Consider the following 22,563-nt stretch of genomic DNA (forward strand, 5'->3'; position numbering starts at 1 on the left):
GTGAAGAGAGAAAAAAAATCCTTTCATTTACACATGCTTTCTGATGCAACGGGAGAAACATTAATATCTGTTGGAAGAGCTGTAGCATCACAATACACGATGAGTCAGGCAACAGAACATATCTATCCGATGATTCGTAACAAAACACAGTTGCAGAGAGCTCTTGATGAGATACAACAAGAGCCTGGGATAGTTCTTTACACAATCATTGACAAAAAAATTAAAATTCTTCTTAGAAAAAGATGTGAAAAAATAGAAATTCCCTGTATTGATATACTCCATCCTGTTTTGAATGCTTTTAAATCTTACCTTGGAATACCTACAAATTTACGTGTCAGTGCACAACATGGTCTTAATGCAGATTACTTTCGCCGTATTGAGGCGTTGGATTTTACAATAGAACATGATGATGGTCAGTCTCCTAATAGCCTCTCGGATGCAGATGTAATTCTTGTTGGAATTTCAAGAACTTCTAAAACACCAACTAGTATTTATTTAGCAAATCGTGGAATTAAAACTGCCAATGTTCCTCTTATTCCAGGCATTAATTTGCCAGACACTCTTTTAGGAGCAAAAAATGCTCTGATTATAGGCTTAATTGCATCAGTTGAACGAATTTCACATATTCGTCAAAATCGAAATTTGGGTGATGATTTTTCTCTTGAAAGTTATACGGATAGAATCAATATATCTGAAGAGTTAACTTATGCAAAACGTATTTGTGAACGTTTTAGCTGGCCTGTTATTGATGTTACAAGACGCTCTATTGAAGAAACTGCTGCGGAAATATTTGAACTTTTGTCGCGATTTCGTGAAGGAAAATGAAAGAAAAATCTATGTTAGCAGAGACTTTAATATTAGCATCTCTTAGTTCTTATCGTGCACAATTGTTAAAAAAAGCAGGTTTAAATTTCTTCGTTAAAGGAGCTTCTTTTGATGAAAGAGAAGTAGAAAAAACAGGAAAAACAAAAAATCCTAAAGAACTGAGTTGTTTTCTTGCAAGTGCAAAAGCAAAAAATGTTTCTGAGCGTTTTCCTGAGGCCTTAGTTATTGGGTGTGATCAAATACTTGATTTAGAAGGTCAAGTCTTTCATAAAGTTAAAAGTATAGAAGAAGCACATCAACGTTTGTGCATTTTGTCAGGAAAGATTCATTCTCTTCATAGTGCAGTAGCTTTATTTCAGAATGGCCAAGAAATTTGGGTTGAAGCTTTTAGTGCTCATATGTCAGTACGTCCTCTGTCATCAGAATTCATTGAGCGTTATCTTGCTCGTGTAGAGACGGATATTTTAAACAGTGTGGGCGTGTATCAAATTGAAGGAGAAGGTATCCACCTTTTTGAAAAAATTGAAGGAGATTTTTTTACTATTATTGGGTTACCTTTATTACCTTTATTAATAAAGTTGCGTCACTTTGAGGTCATTGATGGTTAATTTAACAATAAAGCGCGAAAAAAAAAAAATTCCACGTGCGTTTGTTGTTGGTACTCCTATTCATCATTCAAAATCGCCAAAAATTCACAATTTTTGGCTTAAACAATATGATTTACAGGGTGAATATTTAGCACAGGAAGTAACATCTGAAGAATTTAGAGATTTTTTAACATCTCTAAAAAGGAGAGGATTTTGTGGAGGCAATGTCACTTTACCTCATAAACAGGAAGCCTTTCATTTGGCAAATTATAAAGATGATGTAGCAACGATGATTGGTGCTGTTAATACACTGTGGTATGAAGGAGATAAACTTTGTGGCACAAACAGTGATGCTTATGGTTTTAGTGCTAACCTTGATGATTCTGCTCCTGATTGGATGGGGGAAACAGCTCTTGTTTTTGGTGCCGGTGGTGCTGCACGCGCTATTCTCTATGCTTTAAAAAAACGAGGATTTGAGCGTATTTGTTTAGTTAATCGTACAAAACAACGGGCAGAGAGTTTAGCTGAGCATTTTGGAAAACCGGTTGAAGTTTGTGATTGGTATAAGGCGCATGAAATACTTTATCAGGCTGATTTAATTGTCAATACGACTTCTGTAGGCATGATAAACTCAAATGAGAAAGAAAGTACTTCTTTTTTTTGTGATTTTCATAAAACGAAGACAACAGCGTTAGTAACAGATATTGTTTATACGCCTTTGGTAACCCCTTTCTTACAACGAGCAAAAGCACACGGTCTAAGAACAGTTGATGGACTAGGAATGCTTTTACATCAGGCTGTTTTAGGGTTTGAACGATGGTTTGGAATAAGACCACGGGTGACAAAGGCATTACGGGCGACAATTTTACAGGATATGGGTGAAAAGAGAGGATGAAAATCATAGGGCTAACCGGATCAATTGCTATGGGAAAATCAACAGTTGCTGATTTTTTCAGACAAGCGGGTATTTCCGTTTTTAGTGCTGATGAGGCAGTTTACAAACTTTATAAGAGTGAACCAACTTTATCTCTCATAGAATATAAATTCCCTGGCGTTTTTGAAAATGGTAAAGTAAATCGCCAAAAACTTTCTGAAATTTTGATCAACGATAATGAAAAATTACAAACTTTAGAAAAAATAATACATCCTTTGGTTCAAGAAAAAGAAAAAAAATTCATTGATACAGCGCGTCAACAGGGAGAAAAATTAGTTGTTCTTGATATTCCACTTCTTCTTGAAACGAAAGGTGAAAAACGTGTAGATAGTGTGGTTGTTGTTTCTGCTCCATTGGCAATACAAAAAGAGCGTGCGATGATTCGCCAAAATATGAGTGAAAAAAAATTTGCTTTTATCAATGGGAGGCAAATGTCTGATGAAAAAAAACGAGCACGTGCTGACTTTATTATTGATACAGGAAAAGATTTAGAAAACACCCGTGAACAAGTTCTTTTTGTGATAAAAAGTTTGCTAAAGAATTAAAATAATGCGTGAAATTATTTTTGATACAGAAACAACAGGTTTAGATAAAGAAAAAGACCGTATAATAGAAATCGGCTGTGTAGAAATGGTTGATCGTTATCTTACAGGACGCCGATTCCACGTTTATTTGAATCCACAAGGCGTTATTATTCCTGATGAAGTTGTAGCAGTTCATGGATTGACCAATGAACGTTTAAAGAATGAAAAAAGCTTTAGTGATATTGCCGATGAATTTTTAGAGTTTATCAATGGTGCAACAATGATTGCCCATAATGCAAGTTTTGATATTGGTTTTCTTAATGCAGAATTAGCACGAGCAAATAAACCACTTATCAGTGTTGACAATATTCTTGATACATTGGCTATGGCACGGCGCAAATTTCCTATGGCGCCTAATTCTCTTGATGTTTTGTGCAAACGTTTTGGCATTGATAATAGTCATCGTGTTTTTCATGGTGCTTTGCTTGACGCGGAAATTCTTGCCGATATTTATATCGAGCTCATTGGTGGAAAGCAGGGCGTATTGGTTTTTGGAAACAATGGAAGTGTTCATGAAGAGAGCGAGAATGACAAGAATGCTTTCTCAGCAGTTAAAATCCGTCCACAAAACCTTTCTCCACGGCTAAGTGTACAAGAAAAAACTATGCATGCTGATTTTGTTAAAAAAATGGGTGAAAAGGCTTTGTGGAATTCTTTTAAAATTCCTCAATAATTTTTTTCTAAAAAGTTCGTTAAAAAACGAAAAATAACAAGATACCTAAAAAAATATGGTCGTTGTGGGGAGGGGAACACCACAACGACCCCGTCGTTACATAGTACCTTAGCTATCATAGGAGGAGCAAAATGAAAGCTATTATATCCTGTAACAGCAAAGAAAAGCTCTAGGTACTAACTATAAAGTGTAACGACTTCATGCTTTATGAAAAGAAAAAATGGCTTTTTAGAGGCGTTTTGATAAATTTAAAAATAAGAATGAAAAAAAATATAAAAATATATAAGAGTAAATTGTTTTTTAGCTGAAATGGAGAAATGAAACTGTCATGAAAGCAACAGATCATCTTTTTTTGGTTGATGGATCAGGTTATGTTTTTCGTGCTTACTATGCTTTACCGCCTTTAAAGCGCAAAAAGGATGGACTCCCTGTAGGAGCTGTAGCTGGTTATTGTAACATGCTATGGAAACTTCTCTGTGACGCCCGTAATACAGCTACTGGCATTGTTCCAACCCATTTTGCTGTTGTTTTTGACTATTCATCGGATACTTTTCGCAAGCAAATTTATCCACAATATAAAGCCAATCGCGTGATGCCTCCTGAAGATCTTATTCCTCAATTTTCTCTCATACGTCAGGCAACAAAGGCTTTTAATTTGCCATGTATCGAAAAGGAAGGATTTGAAGCGGATGATTTAATTGCTACCTATGCACAATTGGCAACAAAGGTTGGAGCAAAAACAACGATTATTTCTTCTGATAAAGATTTGATGCAATTGGTAAATACACATGTGTCTTTATATGATGGGATGAAAGACAGACATATCGGTATTTCTGAAGTTATAGAAAAATGGGGTGTTGCACCTGAAAAAATGGTTGACTTACAAGCTTTAACTGGAGATCCAACAGATAATGTACCAGGTATTCCAGGTATTGGTCCCAAAATTGCAGCGCAATTGCTCAATCAATTTGGCTCTCTTGATCTTTTATTACAGCATGTGACAGAGGTTAAACAAACAAAACGACGTGAAAATATTCAAGCTTATAGTGAACAGGCAAAAATTTCTCGTGAATTGGTTCAACTTAAAACAGATGTACCTATAGAGAATGATTTAGATGATTTTATTTTAGAACCCCAAGATGGACCGCGCTTAATCGCTTTTCTTAAAGCTATGGAATTTGCCACATTAACGCGTCGTGTAGCAGAGGCAACAGCATGTGATGCAGCAGTTATTGATGTACTTGATATAGATGTTGAATGGGAAAAATCTGGATATGAACGTGATTCTAATTTTAAAAGAGCTGAGAGAGAATCTCTTCATGATTTTTCTGAAAACTCCCCACAACGGTTAGCACAAAAACGTCAAGATCAAGCTTTAAGCCAGAAAATTACAAGAGATACCTATACAACCATTTTTGATGAAAAAACTTTGAAAGAGTGGTTATCACAAGCACAAGAGCAAGGCTTTTTCGCTTTTGATACCGAAACAACCTCTCTTGATCCCATACAAGCAAAACTTGTTGGTTTTTCGTTGGCATTACAACCGGAAAAAGCAGCCTATGTACCCCTTGAACATGTTGAAGGGGAAAATGATCTTTTGAAGGGCGGGCGCATTGTTTCACAAATTGAAACACAGAAGGCTTTGACGCTTTTAAAGCCGATATTAGAAGATCAAGCGGTTTTAAAAATTGGTCAGAATATAAAGTATGATTGGTTAGTGATGAAACAATACGGCATAGTGATACATTGTTTTGATGACACAATGCTTTTATCGTATGCTTTAGAAGCTGGAACTTTAACACATAATATGAATGCTTTGTCTGAACGTTGGCTTGGTCATAAACCGATTGCCTACAAGGATCTAACACATAACGGAAAAAAGATCACGTCTTTTGCAGAGGTGGATTTGAAACAAGCAACCCTTTATGCTGCGGAGGATGCTGATATAACGCTTCGTTTATGGCAAGTTTTAAAACCACAACTTGTAGCGCAGGGAATGACAAGAATTTATGAGCGCCTTGATCGACCACTGATAGAGGTCCTTGCAAGAATGGAAGAACGCGGGATTCTTGTTGATAGACAGATTTTATTGCGTCTTTCAGGAGAATTGGCGCAGGCTGCTTTTATTCTAGAAGAAGAAATTTATCAGCTGTCTGGTGAGAAATTTAATCTTGCTTCGCCAAAACAATTAGGTGATATCCTTTTTGGAAAAATGGGATTACCTGGAGGTGCTAAAACGAAGGGTGGACAATGGTCAACCTCTGCACAAACCTTGGAGGAATTGGCTGCTGAAGGCCATATTTTACCGCGTAAAATTATTGATTGGCGTCAACTTGCAAAACTAAAATCTACCTATACAGATGCTTTGCCATCTTATATTTTACCAAAGACGGGGCGTGTTCATACGAATTATTCTTTAGCAATAACATCAACGGGACGGTTATCGTCATCAGAACCAAACTTGCAAAACATTCCAGTGCGAACCGCTGAAGGACGTAAAATACGAACAGCTTTTGTTGCTCCAAAACGGCATGTACTGCTATCGGCTGATTATAGCCAAATTGAATTACGCATTCTTGCGCATATTGCTAACATTACAGCACTCAAAGAAGCTTTTTCTAGGGGGCAGGATATTCACGCTATTACTGCATCGCAAATATTTGGAGTAGCAATAGAAGGGATGCCGTCAGATATAAGACGACGCGCGAAGGCGATTAATTTTGGCATTATTTATGGTATTTCAGCTTTTGGATTAGCCAATCAATTAGGTCTTTCACGGCAAGAAGCGGGGCGTTATATTCAGCTTTATTTTGAGAGATTTCCGGGAATTAAGGATTATATAGAAACGACAAAAACCTTTGCACGCCAAAATGGTTATGTAGAAACAATTTTTGGACGTCGTATTCATTATCCGGAAATAAAAGCAGCTAGTCCACAAGTTCGTTCCTTTAATGAACGAGCTGCTATCAATGCACCAATTCAAGGATCAGCTGCGGATATTATTCGCCGTGCTATGATTCAAATGGAAGATGCTTTGGAAAAAGAAAAACTGTCAGCTAAAATGTTATTACAAGTGCATGATGAATTGGTTTTTGAGGTACCAGAAGAGGAGAGTAAAAAAACCATGGCTGTTGTTAAAAAAGTTATGGAAAACGCTACAATGCCGGTTTTATCTTTGTCTGTGCCACTTGAAGTAAAAGTAATGGTCGCTCAAAATTGGGATGAAGCACATTAGCCTTTTTCATTTATTTTATTTTTTAAGAGTAGCCATTGCATGAGAAAGATCAAGATAAGCTTTGATAGGCAAATGATCTGAGGCAATGCGTGCAAGCGGTGAATGATGATTTTCAATACGTATCACTAGTTGATGAGGGAAAGCAAGAATTCTATCAAGAGCCAGAAGGGGGAAACGAGAAGGAAAGCTTGGTACGGTTCCAACTGTGCTATCAAAATAGGGTGCAAAATGGTTTAAAGATGAACCTTTTCCAATCCGCCATTCATTAAAATCCCCAATAAGCAGTGTAGGCATAAGAGGGCGTTTTTGCAGCAGTGAGAGGAGCATTTTTGTTTGCTGATTGCGAGAATGGCGTAATAATCCAAAGTGAGCGGCAATAACACGAATAGGACCTACTTCCATTTCAAGATCTGCAATCACCGCACCACGCGGTTCAATACCGGGCAGCGTGATTTGTAAAGTATCGCATACATGTCCTTTTCGTAAAAAAAGAGCATTACCATGCCAACCATGACCATGAGGTGACATAGTGTTCAAAGGCACCGGAATCAGACCTGTTTCGGCTTTTAACAGTTGAAGGTCAATCAAACCAATCCGTTCACCAAAACGTTTATCTGCTTCTTGAAGGGCAAGAATGTCAACTTGCAGTTCAGTAATAACCTGTACAATTCGAGTAGGATTAAAAACTTTATCAACACCTATGCACTTATGGACATTATAGGAAGCGACGGTAAGATCATAATTATCATTATGATTGGATATATCTGACCAATGACAAGACCGTTTACGGATGGCCTTAAAAAGGGGACTATCGAACTTTTTTTGGATAAATGCTGCAAATTGGAAAAATTTTTGCTTATGAAGCTTTTTTGTCATTTTGTGAAGTGTGTATGCCAAGGTAGTGAAGGGTATAGGCTTGCATCAAAAACTAAAAAACCTTGTTTCCTTTAAGAAACAAGGTTTTTTAATTGAGAAATGATAGCTACAATCAATCACGGTTCGAACCAAGAAATTGCAGCAAGAAGACAAACATATTAATGAAATCAAGGTAAAGATTTAACGCACCCATAATAATCTTACGTCCTTGGGTGTCATTTGCATCTCCTTCATAATACATCAATTTAATGTTTTGCGTATCATAAGCTGTGAGACCAGCAAAGATAAAGACGCCAATCACAGAGATAGCGAATTGCAAAGCACTTGATCCGAGAAAGATATTCACAATCATAGAAAGCATCAAGCCAACCAAACCGATAAAAAAGAATGAACCCATCGCTGTGAGATCACGCTTTGTTGTGTAACCATAAAGTGAAAGAGCACCAAAAGTTGCAGCACTAATAACAAAGGTTTGTACGATACTTTCTGTTGTATAACGCAGAATGATCGAGGACAATGAAAGCCCAACGAGGGCAGCATAACCAAAAAAGAGGCTACGGGCTGTACTTGTACTCAAAGTATTGATTTTGAAACTAAGAAATAATACCGCCACAAGTGGTGCAAACATAATAATGTAAGAGAATGGCGATGTATAAAATGTTACTCCAAATGAAGTTAAATAAACACTGCTACTGATTTGAGCGGCTGCCTGGCTCATTTCCGTTGTCGTTGCTAATGATGCAACTGCATAAGCGGCCGCAGCTGTAATAAGCAAACCAATGGCCATTGTATTATAGACACCCAGCATATAGCTGCGCAATCCTTGATCAATTGATGCATCGGCATGAAAGAGTGACGCCGGACGTGAATTTTTGAAATCAGCCATAATATAAAGTCCTTTAGCATATGTTCCGTCAGATATTGGGGTTAGAAAGGATCTCTACCTTTTAGTTTCTATAAGCTTTTATTTAACAAGCAGAAACGACCCCAGGTGCTGCTGGCGGAATTCCAGCTTACCTCCCTTTATTATGGAGATTTATTTCAAAATTACAAGAGACTTTTGTTAAAAGGAAAACTTACAAATTGGTAATGAAAATGAAGAAGAGGGGATTGTGATCAAGGGCATTAAATCTTTTTAGTAGTAAATTTTAAAAAAGCTGGAGAGGTTATTTCAGTGATATTCGTTTAAGGTGCAAATATCAGATTATTTTTGCATAACTTTGTTGATAGTTAGCTAAGCTCTCATAATTTTTAGGATAAGTACAGAGTCTTTTAGAGCCAAAATGAACTTCTAAAGAGTTAAGAATATAAATCTATAACTTATAGGATCTATAAGAAAATCTTCAATAATTTTTTGTACACATCCTATGATTGCTAGAAACTTTAACGAATTTTTGGTTGAGTGTATCACTTTAACACTAAAATTCAAAAGATGATATGAAACATGATACGGAGACAACTCTTTTCCAGTAAGTTAGTGATGGATAGAACTTTTTAGATTTATATCATATTAAAATCAACAGGTTCATGGATGACAGCTGTTATTTTAGGAAAAAGTTTACGGCGTGTGTGAATGTTAGAAAAACTTGAAAAAAAAGAGTTTTCAAAACCATAAATTTTAATAGGAACCACTTTTGCTTTATCAATAATCGCAGCACTCTTTTCATAAACTTTTATAAAGTCTTTTGTAACAGAGATATTTTTTTCTAGAAAAACAATAAGAGGTTTCTTTTGTATTATGGTGTTTATAAAATGGCGATTTTTGAACGATTTTGTGAGATCAATAGGAAAAACATTTATGTATTTAATAAAGGGACGCATCCACCAAAGTTTTGCAGTATGAACGTCAATGACAATAATTGGATTGCGCAAGTTTATTATTTCGCAAATAGTTAGAGCCAGAAAAGTACTGAGAAAGGATACATGGTTAAAAGCTAAAATGGAGGATTTTTCAACTTTGGAAAAATTTTCTATTCCTTTGATTTCTAAACGAAAAAATATGCGAAAAAAAATAAAAATAAAATCGTGGAGAGGATTGGTAGGCAAATATTTTAGTAGAACGATTGCAGTTATTAAAGAGCTAATACCAAGAATAAGAACTATTTTATCAACTGAAGTACCAAGATATTGGATAAAAGTGATAATACCTGCTCCCATAACCATAATAGCAGAGTTGAGAATGTTATTGGCAGCAATAACACGTGCGCGTTTATGAGGTTTAGCCCAGGCTTGCAGTGCAGAAAATCCAGGAACAACAAGAAAAGTACTTGAAGTTGCTGCCAAGGCGAAATCAAATATCATACGCAATAATTTTGAGTGAGAAAAGAAATCAATAAACTTTTCAGCTTTTAATTCAGGATCAAGACCATTAAAAATAATACTTAAGTCTATGCAAACAAGGCCAAAGACAAAAGTTCCTATAGCCGCTAGTAATAAGTTAATTCGTTCCGCTGAAAGCCAAGCCGCTATTGCAGATCCAAGAGCACCGAAAATGGAAAACAATATTAAAAACATGATAGTTCCATTGGGAAGGTAATTAAAAAAAGCCATGAGTATTGGAATGATAGATAAGAGTGTGGCAGCTATAAACCAAAACCAAGAAACTATAAGGCTTACAATCAGTAAGCGTTTTTCTTGGATACAGCATTTGAGAATAGATTTGGTGGCACGTATGATGTTACAGTCAACAATAAGGTCCGATTGTGCAGGAATGTTTTCTGGCATAAAACAACTTGTGGCCCACGAAAGTATAGCTGAGATAATTATAACGAGTGCTGGAATAATTTGAAGTTCATTTTGAAAATCGAAACTGAGTCCAGCCCATAATGTTCCCAATAAAATAGCAATAAAGGTTGCTGTTTCTATCCATGCATTGGCACGTGGTAAGTGAGATTTTGCCATATGGTCTGGTAATGTCGCATACTTAATGGGTCCAAAAAGCGCTGAAGCAGAACTAAAAAGAAATAAACAGAACATAAGCAAAGTAATGGAAGATAAAAAGAGAGAGCCCGCGGTTGCTAAAGCAATAAAGAGAGTAAAAAATTTAATCAAGCGAGCAATTTTTGCTTTACTAAAACAGTCAGCTAATTGGCCTCCTGTTGCAGAAAATAAAAGATAAGGAAGTGAAAAAACACCATTTGTTAAGCTAATAAGGCTTGGTTGATATTCTAAAGCACTACATGTGATAATGAGAAAAACTAAAGTATTTTTAACAAAGTTGTCATTAAAAGCAGAAAAAAATTGGCACCAAAACAGAGGTGCAAAAGCGCGCGAACTTAATAAAAAAGAACGATCATCTGCACTTAGAAACTTTTTCGGAGGAGCAGAATTTTTTTCATTCATCTTTCTTCTCCTTATCGTTTAGTTATATACTCTGTAAAAGAAACAGCATATTTCCAAGAAAAAGAGAAAAAAAGAATATGTTTTTTTTATTTCAAGTCAATAAAGGACTGTCTTTCCTGTCTGAATGAAGGAATATAAACAGATGGAAAAAGCAAAAAAATACTGTTAGAATTGATGGCAGCTTTGTGTATACTATCCACAGTTCAATTTTAAAATGTGTGACGTCTTTTAGGGTAAATATCAGAACATAAAATAGCGGGGACATGATAATTTTTAAGTACATTTGGCGAGAGAGCGGTTGATAGTAGTGAATTACTAAAATGATGAAAGAATGACGCATCAAAATAAGTCTTGATATTGAATCTCTATAACTTCATGGAGAAATTGAAAGGGAGAAACATAAAGATATTAGCTTTTAGAGGCAAAAGGGTTAAAAATTCTTCTAAATCGAAATTTATGAATAAAAACTGATAATATATCGCTCTCTTTTGATTCTATTATAGAAAAGAAGCGCTTTCGGAAGGAAATATATTCTTATTCAGAAAAAGTACTCTTTCTTTTAATCCAGCTAAGCAATTCTTCAATAATGATTGCAATAACACCAAGTGTGATAAAAGTATCTGCAAGATTGAAAACGGCAAAATAAAAGACATCATTAATATAAAAGAGTATATAATCAATAACATAATAGAAACAGATTCGGTCAATAAGATTACCGATTGCACCACCAATAATAAGGGTAAAACCGAAACGTGTTAGAGATTTATTGTATTGGGTATTTTTCCATAACCATAAAAGGAAAATAAGAATGATGAGTGTGAGGAAAATAAGTCCCCAATGAGAAAAAGAAGAAAAAAAAGAAAATGCGATACCAGAATTGCGTACATGGTAGAGAGAAAGAAAAGGTAAAAGCGGGGTCTCTGTTCCGAGGGGTATATTGTGCATAACCCAGTATTTAACTGCTTGATCAATCCCTACTGTAAGAATTAAACCAAGAAGAAAAAAAGGAAATGATTTGCGTGTCATAGTGCAGCCTTACGTGGTTCCAATGTTAAATAAGAACGGCGAATTTCATAAAGCATGATAGCTGTTGCTACTGCGAGATTAAGAGAATCAGCACGTCCACTTTGTGGAATGCGTGCTAGTTTATCACAACAATTTGCAAGAATATCTGGTAAACCTTGTTTTTCATTTCCCATTAAAAGGATAACAGGACCATTTTTGAAATCAATTGTACGATAATCAATAGATCCCTTTAAATGAGTGCCAACGATCATGCCTTTAAAGTGTGTAGACCAGTTTAAAAAGGCGCTTTCATCAAAACGATAAAGTGGTACGGAGAAAATTGATCCCATTGTTGCACGGACTGTTTCAGGTGAAAAAGGATCTGTTGTTTCGCCGATCAAAATAACACCTTTAGCTCCTACAGCATCAGCAGTACGGATGATGGTACCAAGATTTCCTGGATCACGTACTCGATCAAGTGCGACATAAACATCTTCTGCCTGTCCTGTTATCATTTCAAGTGATTGCCACTGTTGTTTAAAAATACCAATAACTGTTTGTGGATTATCTCGTCGTGCGATAGATTCCATGACCTTTTGTGAGGCTTTAATGACAAGACCACCATTGGCTACAGTATGTGCAGCGGTGTTTTCAATAGCAGTGTTACTGATTTTGCTTTTAGAAAAAATGAGTGTTTGTATTTTCCAGCCAAGGTTGAGAGCATCAATCACTAATTTAAGCCCTTCTGCCATGAAAAGGCCTTCTCGATTACGGTTTTTTTTCTGGCTAAGTGCCTTAAGGTCTTTAATGATAGGATTGCTAAGAGAGGTAATTTCTTTAACCTTACCGGTTTTAGGCATACACATGTTCAAGCAATCCAGCGGCTAAAAAGAGAAGTAGAAAGAGCGCGTCCGGTGGTTTTTTCACGCAAGATCAGTTCTCCTGATTCGACTGTACCACCAAGATTTATAAATTCATCACGCATGAGAGTGTGAAGTGCATAGAAAGAAGCACGGATAGAATAGGCTGTGAGTACGACGGCAAGAGGTTCATCGGATAAAAGCTTACGACAGTTTGTGATCATTGCGGGTAAGTGATCAAACAGTTGCCAGATTTCGCCATGAGGTCCACGTCCATATGCAGGAGGATCAAGAAGAATCATATCATAAGTTTTTTGACGACGTAGTTCGCGTTCAACAAATTTTACGGCATCATCGCAGATCCAGCGAATAGAGCGATCTGATAATCCTGCTTTTTCTTGATTAGCTTTTGCCCAAGCAATGGCTTTTTTAGAAGCGTCAACATGCGTTACATTTGCACCCGCACGTGCACTAATCAAAGAGGCAATACCTGTATAGCCAAAAAGATTGAGCAATTTAATAGGACGTGTAGCATTAACAATTTGTTTTTCCATAAAGCGCCAATGAGCATCTTGTTCAGGAAAAACACCCACGTGACGAAAAGAAGTAAAACGCCCTAGAAAGGACAGCCCATTCCAAGAAAGTGGCCATGTTTCATCAAGTGGTTTTTTGGGAAAATACCAACGACCAACTCCTTCTTCATCCCGGTTTCCTGTAAAAATGGCATCAACATTAGCCCAATGTTTTTCTGATAAAGCTGGTTTCCATAATGCTTGACCTTCTGGTCGAATAATACGGTAAGCCCCATAACGTTCCAATTTTTTCCCATTACCAGAATCGATGAGAGCATAATCTGGACTCACACCTGTTTCTAAAATAAGAGGCAACTTTTCTTGCGGATATATACCGCTAGAATTTGGTTGAAAGCACTGCGCAAGCATATTCGGTTTCACGATACAGCTCTTGAAAAAAATTATGTTAAAAGGCTCTTAAACTTCTATAATAATACAAAGATCTAAAGTCGATTAAACATTTATAAGAAAAGAGAGAAAACTTACTTTTGAGGATGTACTAAACACAACACGGGAAAGATTTCAGCAAATTCCCTTTATACCATATCAGCGATCGATATTTTTAATTTCTCAAGCTCTGCTTTACTTTCTTTAAGAGCTTTTTTGTATTTACGGCATGTAAACCAATGAATTATGCTACTTAGTAAAATACCAACACCGAAAAAAATAAAGAGCCATATAAAGAGAGGAGCTTGATAAGTAAAATTCTCAGAGTTTATTCGAAAAGGGTCAAGAGTCAATGTGACTATTTGACGGTTAGCAATGATGAAAGCAATTAAGAGAACTGTTATAGTTACCAAAACAATTGCTAAAATGATACGTTTGGTTGTCATAAATTTACTCATTGATTAAGCCGATCACGCAAATCTTTCCCTGTTTTGAAGAAAGGAATCCATTTTTCTTCAACCATAACGGCTTCACCTGTACGTGGATTACGACCATTGCGGGCTGAGCGGCTTTTGACAGAAAAAGCTCCAAAACCGCGAAGTTCAACGCGATTGCCATTGACGAGTGCTGTTGAAATTTCTTCAAAAATAGCGTTCACAATATTTTCCACATCTCGTTGAAAAAGATGTGGGTTATGACGGGCAATAATTTGCACAAGCTCTGATTTAACCAAAATAACCTCTCTTCCATACAAAAAAGATTTTTTTACAATATTATAATTCACACATATACATTACATATATAAATGGGTGAAAGCAAAATAAAACCAAGAAAAAACGAATTGCAAGAAACAAAATTTGAAAATACATCTTATAAGAGTTATACAAATCGAAAAACACCGAATATTTAAGAGATTAGGATAATATGTCCTTACAGGATCATTCTAAAATTTTTTCAACAAGTGAGGAGTTGTCTTTTGGGGATGCTTTTAAAAAAGCATCCCGTCATTCGCGTAGTATTAGCATCTTAAAATTTTTGTTACCTCTCTGTGCATTGACTACAGCGCTGGTTTTTTGTTGGTTTACATTTTTCTTTGTTCCTGTTGCTTTTGATCCTGTAATTTCGAAGGATGAAGAGAGTGAGATGATGAAGTTGACGATGCTCAATCCAAAATTAGAAGGTTACACACGTTCTCATGAACCTTATTGGCTCAAAGCGGAGAAGGCCTTTCAAGATCATACACGTTCTGGAGTGATTGGGCTACAAAACATTACAGCTGAGGCGTTTTTAGGCAAACAAAGACGTGTTTTTCTTGATGCGCAGGGAGGAAATTACGATAATATGAATGGTTGTTTGCAATTAGATAAGCCATTTAGGATTACAACAAATGACGGAATGATTGCCCAGTTTATGGCAGCAGATATTAATTTATCTGAGGGGCAATTAAACACAGATAAACGCGTGAATATTCGGCGTGCAGGTTTGCATCTTGCAGCAAATGCTTTGCAAATCCGAGAAAAAGGGCAAGAAATGTATTTTCATGGTGGAGTCCATTTAGTGTTTGACAAGCAATAAGATCATATCAATACGAATCTTTAGTTTTCTTTGATAAAAGAAAAATATGTATCTGTGTGAGAAAAAATTGAGAGTAATAAGATGAAGCCGAGGAGATCATACAAAAAATGGATGGGTATCACTCTGGCTTTGAGCTTAGGAATGTTAGGACTTGGAGCCGTTTCTGGATATGCTGAAGTGGCCCATTTTGGAATTCATTTATCAGATGACAAAGAACCGGTGGAACTTTATGCCAATTCTTTAGAAATACGTGATAAAGAAGGGATAGCGCTTTTTAATGGTGATGTTTCAGTGATTCAAGGAGAGCATCTTCTGCGGACAGCAAAATTAGTTGTTTACTACGATAAGACGCGTAAAGAAGCTGATAAGAATCAAGGAAATACAAAAACAGCATTGTCGACTTGGTTCGGTTCGACGGGTATTAAGAAAATGGAAGCTTTAGGAAAGGTTTATATAAAAATTGCTACGCAAATTGCTACGGGTGATAAAGGCGTTTATGATGGAAAGTCAAAAATGATGAGCTTGACAGGAAAGAATGTCGTATTAACCAATGGTGATAATGTGGCAACTGGATGCAAACTAACAGCAGATATGAAAAGTGGAAAGGCTTTTTTAGAAGGTTGTAAGACGTCTGAAAAAAAGGGTCGCGTTTCTATCATTTTTAAACAAAGTCAAAAGAATAGCCATTAAGATTTCATGTTTGGAATCAAAAGAAAAAAACAAGCGGACGGACATAATTTTGCAAGTGAGGCTTTAAGGAAACGCTTAAAAGGAACCTTAATTGCCAGCCATTTGGTTAAATTTTACCGTGGAAGACAGGTTATTAATGATGTTTCTTTCGGCATTCGTACCGGAGAGGCTGTTGGCATTTTAGGTCCCAATGGTGCAGGAAAAACGACTTGTTTTTATATGGTTACAGGTCTTATTAAATCGGATGGTGGGTCCATTAAAATTGATGGATTTGATATCACGCATCTACCAATGTATCGACGTGCTCGTTTAGGTATTGGATATCTTCCTCAGGAAGCATCGATTTTTCGTGGTCTTTCAGTAGAAAAAAATATTAAAGCTGTTTTGGAAGTAGTAGAAAAAGACCGGCTTAAACGACGTGAAGATTTGGATGCCCTTTTGCATGAATTTAAAATTGACCATTTACGCAAGATGCCTGCTCTTTCTTTATCAGGTGGCGAGCGTCGACGACTTGAAATTGCACGTGCTTTAGCTTCTCGCCCCAATTTTATGTTACTTGATGAACCATTTGCAGGAATAGATCCTATTGCTATTTTTGATATTCAGCAGCTTATTCGTTATTTAACTAGGCGTGGGATTGGTGTTTTGATAACGGATCATAATGTGCGTGAGACATTAGGGCTTGTCGATCGTGCTTATATCATTCACGCGGGACAAGTTTTGGTTCATGGTTGTCCTAATGATATTATCAACGACGCTGATGTGCGCAGAATTTATTTAGGAAATCAATTTTCTCTCTGATTTTACAGCTTTTACTTTTCATCAAAAACGTCTTTATCACCTGTAGCAATTTGCGTGACGATTTCTCTACATTTTTACTTACGCTCAAAAAGCTCAATCCATTTAAGATGAAATCATAGTGTACACAACCACTATACCCATGTATTCAAACAATCAAATCTTTTTCACAGGGTTGAATGAGAGTTTATTTTTTCTATACATTTTTCTCGTATAACTAATGACAATTATTGACCAGATTGCAGAAACTTTAGAAATGTTATTAAGAACTTCAAATAAGAAGGTCTGGTTTTGGAAGCAAGAGGAGGATGAATGTCTTTTAGTTGGGTTACGCAATAAAATCTTCTATGGTGATTGTGTTGAACAGGTTGTTGCTGAAAAACTCCTTAATTTATGCCAAATTTTTTTATAATTGTAATCTTAAACTAAATTTTTGTTGGGTAAATGAAAAAAGCTCATCAAGATGAGGTGGTCTCGTTGTTTTATCGGTTTTGTTTGCTTTTAATGGCACCATAGAAAAGATATCGCTAGATTAACCTCATAATGAATGATAAAGAAGGCAACACGCGTGTTGTTGGAAGGTATATAAGTATTCATAATACTTTTCTCCTCTCCGTCGAATCAAACAACGCATTAATGATGCTGTTTTAGATATTTTGATGGTAGCACCATGGGTTTTACATATTACGGTTGTCAAATAGGGTTTGTGGTGTTTTGTTGGTTTGCCTTGCGTATTTAAAAGTTCGTGCACGACTGTATATATCAGATCAGATATACGTGCCTTTTTAATATCCGCTAAATGTATGAAAATCTGTTTAGATCGTTATCGTCCTTAACATCTGAGCGTATACAGTCATCATCAAAGTAAAATGCTATTTTATCTCAGTATGTTTATCACCTTATGGGAGCCCTTAAAAGGAAAAGGAAAATCCGATGAAGATTTTATATCAACTCTTATGTCTAGAAAATCAAATTTGTGAACGGAGACCTTTGTTCCGTAAGGTAGGGAAATTATTTTATGGGCAACCTCATTTCCTTGTTTTCTGATGCTGTTAATGAGGAGCTGAAGACTATTTATCATTATGCTGATAGTGAATGATGAGATGAATTAAACCATTACCCGTTATAAATTGAAAAATAAATTCATATCTGATGGTGCAAAAAAGTGACAGAAAACTTTAAATATCCATACCATTAACGGGTTTTTGGGTGAGCATTTGAGCGTGCAAAAGGAAAATTAAAATATGAATTTGAGTGAGTTAATTGCACCTGAAGCTATTATCCCGGCTCTTAAGGCGAATTCGAAGAAACAAGTTCTACAAATTTTAGCCGAAAAAGCTGCTGGATTGACAGGTCTTAATGAGCGTGTGGTTTTTGATATTGTTTTGCAACGTGAAAAACTAGGTTCAACGGGTTTGGGTGGTGGTATTGCGATTCCTCATGGAAAACTGCCTAATATTAATCGAATCATTGGTATTTTTGCACGTCTTGAAAGTCCGGTTGATTTTGAAGCTCTTGATGATGAGCCTATTGATCTTGTTTTTCTCCTTTTGGCGCCTGAAAATGCTGGTGCCGATCATTTAAAAGCATTGTCACAGATTGCGCGCGTTTTGCGTTGTTCTGATGTTGTTCAAAAATTGCGCAATACTCATGATGCCAATGCGCTTTATGCTTTATTGATTCAGAATTCCACATCCAACGCAGCTTGAAAGTTGGTGTGACGTAAACGACATTGCGGAGAATGCACAAAACAGGTTAGAAAATGGGAGAATCTGCACTTAAAGAGCTAAGAACACTGATCACATCAGGTGTTTTGTAAAAATTGTTCTCAAGGCAATCCTAGGTTTAAAGAGCAGGAGATAAGAGCGATCACTAACTTTTATTATGTTTCACGTGCAAAGCATCTATTAATATACTCTGAGGTTATTTTGCTTGGAGTATTCGTCCGTGATGAAATTTTTGCATAGGCCAAGAGGGTAGGGTTTGAGTATGTTTTGTGTAAGAGAGTGAATATTCTCTAGTATATTGAAATAGTATAGTTAAATCGATTTAGATTACTGGTTTTCAGAAACTGACAATTAAAGAGGTTAAGGCATACGGTGGTAAGAGAAAAAGGTTTTAAATGAGGTAAAATGATATGCGGTGATTGGGGCAAGAATTATATGCTCTGTGTTTTATGATCAATAGGCTGATATGTTGGGTAATTTCTTGCAAAAGGGTTTTAAGATTGTGAAAAGCAATTTTAAACGATATTGAATAGGAACATAAACGCGTTAATTTGAAGAAAAGAGAGACCATTTTATGATTTTTATGAGCGCAAATGCATCGGGGGTTGTTGAGTTTATTGATAATATTCAAAAGGTTGTAAAATTGGGAGTGTTCTTTAAAGGGTACTTTTTTAAGATTTTGCAATAAGTTACTTGCATAGAAGAGCGTAGTTTGTTTCTTAACAAAGTGATGGTATGTTTATACTTTATTTCAAAATTTTATTTCTTAAAGAGGTAGTTTTTATACAAAACGAAATTAGGGATTGGGAGATGAAATAAAATCAAATTGTTATTTTTTTATCTGGTTATTAAACAAAAAATTCATGTTTTAGTAACAAGTAAAAGATCACAATTAGAGGTAAAAATCTGTTCTGATTAGTGCGAAAATATTTCGTTTGTTGAGTTTTTTCAATAAAAGAGAATCTTATTAGAGACTAAAGAAGTGAGTTAAATGAAGATGTTTAAAAAAAAATTTATTGCTGCATTTGTAATGGTTTTTATTTCTGCTGGAGCAACATGTGCACAAGCGCCAAACCGTCTGGATCAATTTGAGGCATGGGGAGCCTATTCTTATAAATCGCCCCAAAAAACAATTTGCTACGTATTGTCTATGCCTTTAGAGTCACTTCCAACGACGGTTAAGCATGGCGATAATTTCTTTTTAGTTACTAAACGTTCTCATTCACCTCTTTCGTTTGAACCTCAATTCATGGCAGGTTATCCACTTAAAGAAGGGTCAAGAGTTACCGTAACCATTGGAAGTAAAGATTTTGATTTTTTTACTAAGGATTCGTCGGCTTGGTTAGCATCACCAGCACTAGAAAAGCAGCTTGTTTCTGCTATGCGTGCTGGAAAAAATATGAAAGTGAGTGCATTCTCAAAACGGGGAACGCATACGACTTATATTTATTCCTTAAAAGGTGTAACCGCTGCATTAAATGCGGCACAAAAATGCCATTAAGGTCTCTGTAACTCTAAAATAGCGATATAAATTGAAGAAAATGGCCGTTTCATATGATCTTAGACCAATTGGTACATGTCCTGTACGAGAGTCAGATAATATTATCGTGAAAGAGAGATCTAAACTCTCTTTAATTGGCTTATCGCAGGATGAAATGGCGGAAGCTTTAAAGGCAATAGGTATTCCAGAACGTCAAACGCGTATGCGCGTACGTCAACTTTGGCATTGGCTTTATGTACGTGGTGTTTCAAATTTTGATGAAATGCTCAATATTTCTAAACCGATGCAGGAAATATTTAAAAAACATTTTTCTATTGCGCGCCCGGAAATTGCTGGAGAACAAATATCAAAAGATGGTACGCGTAAATGGCTTTTACGTTTTCCACCACGCGGTGCTGGAAGGCCTGTTGAAATTGAAACTGTTTATATTCCTGAAGAAGGGCGTGGCACTTTATGTCTTTCATCGCAAGTAGGGTGTACTTTAACTTGTTCTTTTTGTTATACGGGAACGCAGGTACTTGTTCGCAATCTCACAGCGGAAGAAATTTTGGCGCAATTATTGGTTGCGCGTGATTGTTTGGGTGATTTTCCTGATAGGAATACCCCTGATGGTGCAATTGTTCCAGTGGAAGGACGCAAAATCACCAATATTGTTATGATGGGGATGGGAGAACCACTTTATAATTTTGAAGCGGTGAAAAAAGCTTTATTAATCGCTTCTGATGGGAATGGACTTTCTTTATCGAAACGTCGGATTACCCTTTCAACCAGTGGAGTTGTTCCTGGAATGATCCGAACCGGAGAAGAAATAGGGGTTATGTTGGCAATTTCACTCCATGCTGTGAATGATACGTTACGAGATATGCTTGTTCCAATCAATAAGAAATACCCACTTGCACTGTTAATGGATGCTTGCCGTCAATATCCTGGTCTTTCCAATGCTAAGCGAATTACATTTGAATATGTAATGCTAAAAGATGTAAACGACAGTTTGGATGACGCCAAGCGGTTGGTGCAGTTACTGAAAGGTATTCCTGCGAAGATAAACTTGATCCCTTTTAATCCATGGCCGGGGAGTAATTATCAATGTTCTGATTGGGAACAAATCGAGCGTTTTGCTGATGTGGTTAATCAAGCAGGCTATGCTTCACCTATCCGCATACCCCGTGGACGGGATATTTTAGCGGCATGTGGTCAACTTAAATCTGCTTCAGAACGGTTACGAAAGTCTGAACGTTTGCATTTGGAACATATAGTTAATAGTTAATAATTCAATATTCATCAATAAGGATACTGAGAGCAAAACTGGTGAAAATGCCTGAGATAAGCCAGTCAAGAAAACGAAGATAAGAAGGGTTTTGTTTTATTCCTTTAGAGAATTTATGAGCCATAAAAACTATAGAAATGTTAATAGGAAAAGAAATAGGAATATAAGAAAGACCTAAAATAAGGAGTTTTTGTGTGACCATAGGGTCATTTGCATTAATAAATTGTGGTAAGAAAGTCATGTTAAAAAGAAGGACTTTAGGGTTTAAGAGATTAATTACAATAGCAGTAAAATAATTACGTTTGAGGCTTTGGTTTTTTGGGGATGTTTTTTTGAAAGATAATGTTGAAGGTTTATACAACGTTTGAATAGCAAGCCACAAAAGGTAAAAGGCTCCCACAATTTTGAGAACAAAAAAAATGCGTGGCGAGGTAAAAATAAGTACTGATAGGCCAAGAGCTACAGCAACGACCTGAATAGCAAAACCCGTTGCACTTCCACAAGCACACATAATTCCAGCTTTTTTATTTTGTACAATAGTACGTCCTACTGATAGCATAATATCAGGTCCTGGAATGAGGGCCAGAACCAATGATGCTAAGGAAAATTGTATAATAATGTGCCATTCAGGAAGAAATGACATGTAAACCTCTTTAATTCTTAAAAAAGATGTTCATAATTTGCATCTTTTATATAAATGTTTTTTTACTCGTTTTCATTTTTTTTTGCATCTTTTAAATACTGCTTAAAGGAAATTTGTTGTCATGATTTGTATAGCTGTGATTTTTGAGTAACAATAAAAAAAGCTAATAATATAAAGTTTTTAAGATAAAAAATGTAAAAAAAATTATTTTGGGCTTATTTAGAGGGTTTTCGTATACGACAACCGTTCTTAAATGTTTGCAAAACGAGCAAGGCACTGAAATTGTAGTACATCTTAATTTAGAGCAGAGGAAAGATTTAGTGCGTGCGTTTTGTAAAGCTGAAATGCTGGGTATTAAAGGAATATAGAGTGTAGGTTTGCGTGAAGAATCTATGCACGATTTTATTTTTCTGATGTTTCGAGCGAATGCAGCTTGTGAATTGATCTACCTTTTGAGGACGTCTGCTTGTCCGCTTTTTTCA

General features: G+C 36.1%; 22 protein-coding genes. 13 read left to right on the plus strand and 9 right to left on the minus strand.

Annotated features, from left to right (window positions below):
* The 6 genes from AYT27_RS00005 (at position 1) to polA (ending at position 6,838) form a co-directional block, all read left to right on the plus strand.
* On the plus strand, positions 1-825 hold the full coding sequence (locus AYT27_RS00005; RefSeq protein ID WP_011179971.1) for a pyruvate, water dikinase regulatory protein: 825 nt from the start codon (positions 1-3) through the stop codon (positions 823-825).
* 11 nt (positions 826-836) lie between these two features.
* The gene (locus AYT27_RS00010) at positions 837-1,433 is read left to right on the plus strand and encodes a Maf family nucleotide pyrophosphatase (protein WP_011179972.1); all 597 of its coding nucleotides are present in this window, start codon (positions 837-839) and stop codon (positions 1,431-1,433) included.
* Entirely contained in the window at positions 1,426-2,307 is an 882-nt protein-coding gene (locus tag AYT27_RS00015) for a shikimate dehydrogenase (RefSeq protein WP_011179973.1), read from the plus strand. The genes AYT27_RS00010 and AYT27_RS00015 overlap by 8 nt, the downstream gene beginning before the upstream one ends.
* On the plus strand, positions 2,304-2,891 hold the full coding sequence (coaE, locus tag AYT27_RS00020; protein ID WP_011179974.1) for a dephospho-CoA kinase: 588 nt from the start codon (positions 2,304-2,306) through the stop codon (positions 2,889-2,891). The genes AYT27_RS00015 and coaE overlap by 4 nt, the downstream gene beginning before the upstream one ends.
* Before the next feature lie 4 nt (positions 2,892-2,895).
* Positions 2,896-3,603 carry a DNA polymerase III subunit epsilon gene (dnaQ, locus tag AYT27_RS00025; protein WP_011179975.1) on the plus strand — a complete coding sequence of 236 codons (708 nt, stop codon included), beginning with the start codon at positions 2,896-2,898 and terminating at the stop codon, positions 3,601-3,603.
* Between the two features lie 328 nt (positions 3,604-3,931).
* Positions 3,932-6,838, plus strand: coding sequence for a DNA polymerase I (polA, locus tag AYT27_RS00030; protein WP_011179976.1), 2,907 nt, complete (start codon positions 3,932-3,934; stop codon positions 6,836-6,838).
* A 15-nt stretch (positions 6,839-6,853) separates the two neighbouring features.
* Here polA and AYT27_RS00035 read toward each other — a convergent pair whose 3' ends face one another.
* The 8 genes from AYT27_RS00035 to ihfB form a co-directional block, all read right to left on the minus strand.
* Complete coding sequence (locus AYT27_RS00035) at positions 6,854-7,714, minus strand: endonuclease/exonuclease/phosphatase family protein (RefSeq protein WP_034447638.1); 861 nt, start codon at positions 7,712-7,714, stop codon at positions 6,854-6,856.
* A gap of 112 nt (positions 7,715-7,826) precedes the next feature.
* Positions 7,827-8,600 (minus strand): Bax inhibitor-1/YccA family protein, encoded by a 774-nt coding sequence (locus AYT27_RS00040; protein WP_011179978.1) that lies wholly within the window; start codon positions 8,598-8,600, stop codon positions 7,827-7,829.
* A gap of 614 nt (positions 8,601-9,214) precedes the next feature.
* The gene (locus AYT27_RS00045) at positions 9,215-11,056 is read right to left on the minus strand and encodes an MFS transporter (protein WP_011179979.1); all 1,842 of its coding nucleotides are present in this window, start codon (positions 11,054-11,056) and stop codon (positions 9,215-9,217) included.
* Positions 11,057-11,590: 534 nt separating this feature from the next.
* The gene (gene lspA, locus AYT27_RS00050) at positions 11,591-12,082 is read right to left on the minus strand and encodes a signal peptidase II (RefSeq protein ID WP_011179980.1); all 492 of its coding nucleotides are present in this window, start codon (positions 12,080-12,082) and stop codon (positions 11,591-11,593) included.
* Entirely contained in the window at positions 12,079-12,927 is an 849-nt protein-coding gene (locus AYT27_RS00055; RefSeq protein ID WP_034447634.1) for a TrmH family RNA methyltransferase, read from the minus strand. Before AYT27_RS00055 ends, lspA begins: the two co-directional genes overlap by 4 nt.
* 2 nt (positions 12,928-12,929) lie before the next feature.
* Positions 12,930-13,862 carry a class I SAM-dependent methyltransferase gene (locus AYT27_RS00060; protein ID WP_011179982.1) on the minus strand — a complete coding sequence of 311 codons (933 nt, stop codon included), beginning with the start codon at positions 13,860-13,862 and terminating at the stop codon, positions 12,930-12,932.
* Positions 13,863-14,029: 167 nt separating this feature from the next.
* Positions 14,030-14,326 (minus strand): LapA family protein, encoded by a 297-nt coding sequence (locus tag AYT27_RS00065; RefSeq protein ID WP_011179983.1) that lies wholly within the window; start codon positions 14,324-14,326, stop codon positions 14,030-14,032.
* Between the two features lie 8 nt (positions 14,327-14,334).
* Positions 14,335-14,613 (minus strand): integration host factor subunit beta, encoded by a 279-nt coding sequence (ihfB, locus tag AYT27_RS00070; protein WP_011179984.1) that lies wholly within the window; start codon positions 14,611-14,613, stop codon positions 14,335-14,337.
* Between the two features lie 191 nt (positions 14,614-14,804).
* Here ihfB and lptC point away from each other — a divergent pair, with 191 nt between their 5' ends.
* The 7 genes from lptC (at position 14,805) to rlmN (ending at position 21,438) form a co-directional block, all read left to right on the plus strand.
* The gene (lptC, locus tag AYT27_RS00075; RefSeq protein ID WP_011179985.1) at positions 14,805-15,455 is read left to right on the plus strand and encodes an LPS export ABC transporter periplasmic protein LptC; all 651 of its coding nucleotides are present in this window, start codon (positions 14,805-14,807) and stop codon (positions 15,453-15,455) included.
* Between the two features lie 81 nt (positions 15,456-15,536).
* Positions 15,537-16,145, plus strand: a complete 609-nt coding sequence (locus AYT27_RS00080) for an LptA/OstA family protein (RefSeq protein ID WP_034447630.1) — start codon at positions 15,537-15,539, stop codon at positions 16,143-16,145.
* 6 nt (positions 16,146-16,151) lie between these two features.
* Positions 16,152-16,946, plus strand: coding sequence for an LPS export ABC transporter ATP-binding protein (gene lptB, locus AYT27_RS00085; RefSeq protein ID WP_011179987.1), 795 nt, complete (start codon positions 16,152-16,154; stop codon positions 16,944-16,946).
* Between the two features lie 217 nt (positions 16,947-17,163).
* Positions 17,164-17,355: a hypothetical protein gene (locus AYT27_RS00090; RefSeq protein WP_034447628.1), complete on the plus strand. Its 192-nt coding sequence runs from the start codon at positions 17,164-17,166 to the stop codon at positions 17,353-17,355.
* A gap of 832 nt (positions 17,356-18,187) precedes the next feature.
* Positions 18,188-18,652: a PTS IIA-like nitrogen regulatory protein PtsN gene (ptsN, locus tag AYT27_RS00095; protein WP_011179988.1), complete on the plus strand. Its 465-nt coding sequence runs from the start codon at positions 18,188-18,190 to the stop codon at positions 18,650-18,652.
* A 1,009-nt stretch (positions 18,653-19,661) separates the two neighbouring features.
* Positions 19,662-20,171 (plus strand): invasion associated locus B family protein, encoded by a 510-nt coding sequence (locus AYT27_RS00100; RefSeq protein ID WP_011179989.1) that lies wholly within the window; start codon positions 19,662-19,664, stop codon positions 20,169-20,171.
* Between the two features lie 40 nt (positions 20,172-20,211).
* A complete protein-coding gene (gene rlmN / locus AYT27_RS00105) occupies positions 20,212-21,438 on the plus strand; it encodes a 23S rRNA (adenine(2503)-C(2))-methyltransferase RlmN (RefSeq protein ID WP_011179990.1) in 1,227 nt (408 codons plus the stop codon).
* Positions 21,439-21,442: 4 nt separating this feature from the next.
* Here the strand turns inward: rlmN and AYT27_RS00110 are convergent, their stop codons facing one another.
* On the minus strand, positions 21,443-22,081 hold the full coding sequence (locus AYT27_RS00110) for a LysE family translocator (RefSeq protein WP_011179991.1): 639 nt from the start codon (positions 22,079-22,081) through the stop codon (positions 21,443-21,445).
* Between the last annotated feature and the right edge of the window lie 482 nt (positions 22,082-22,563).

The sequence above is a fragment of the Bartonella henselae str. Houston-1 genome (genome assembly GCF_000046705.1).
Classification (GTDB): domain Bacteria; phylum Pseudomonadota; class Alphaproteobacteria; order Rhizobiales; family Rhizobiaceae; genus Bartonella; species Bartonella henselae.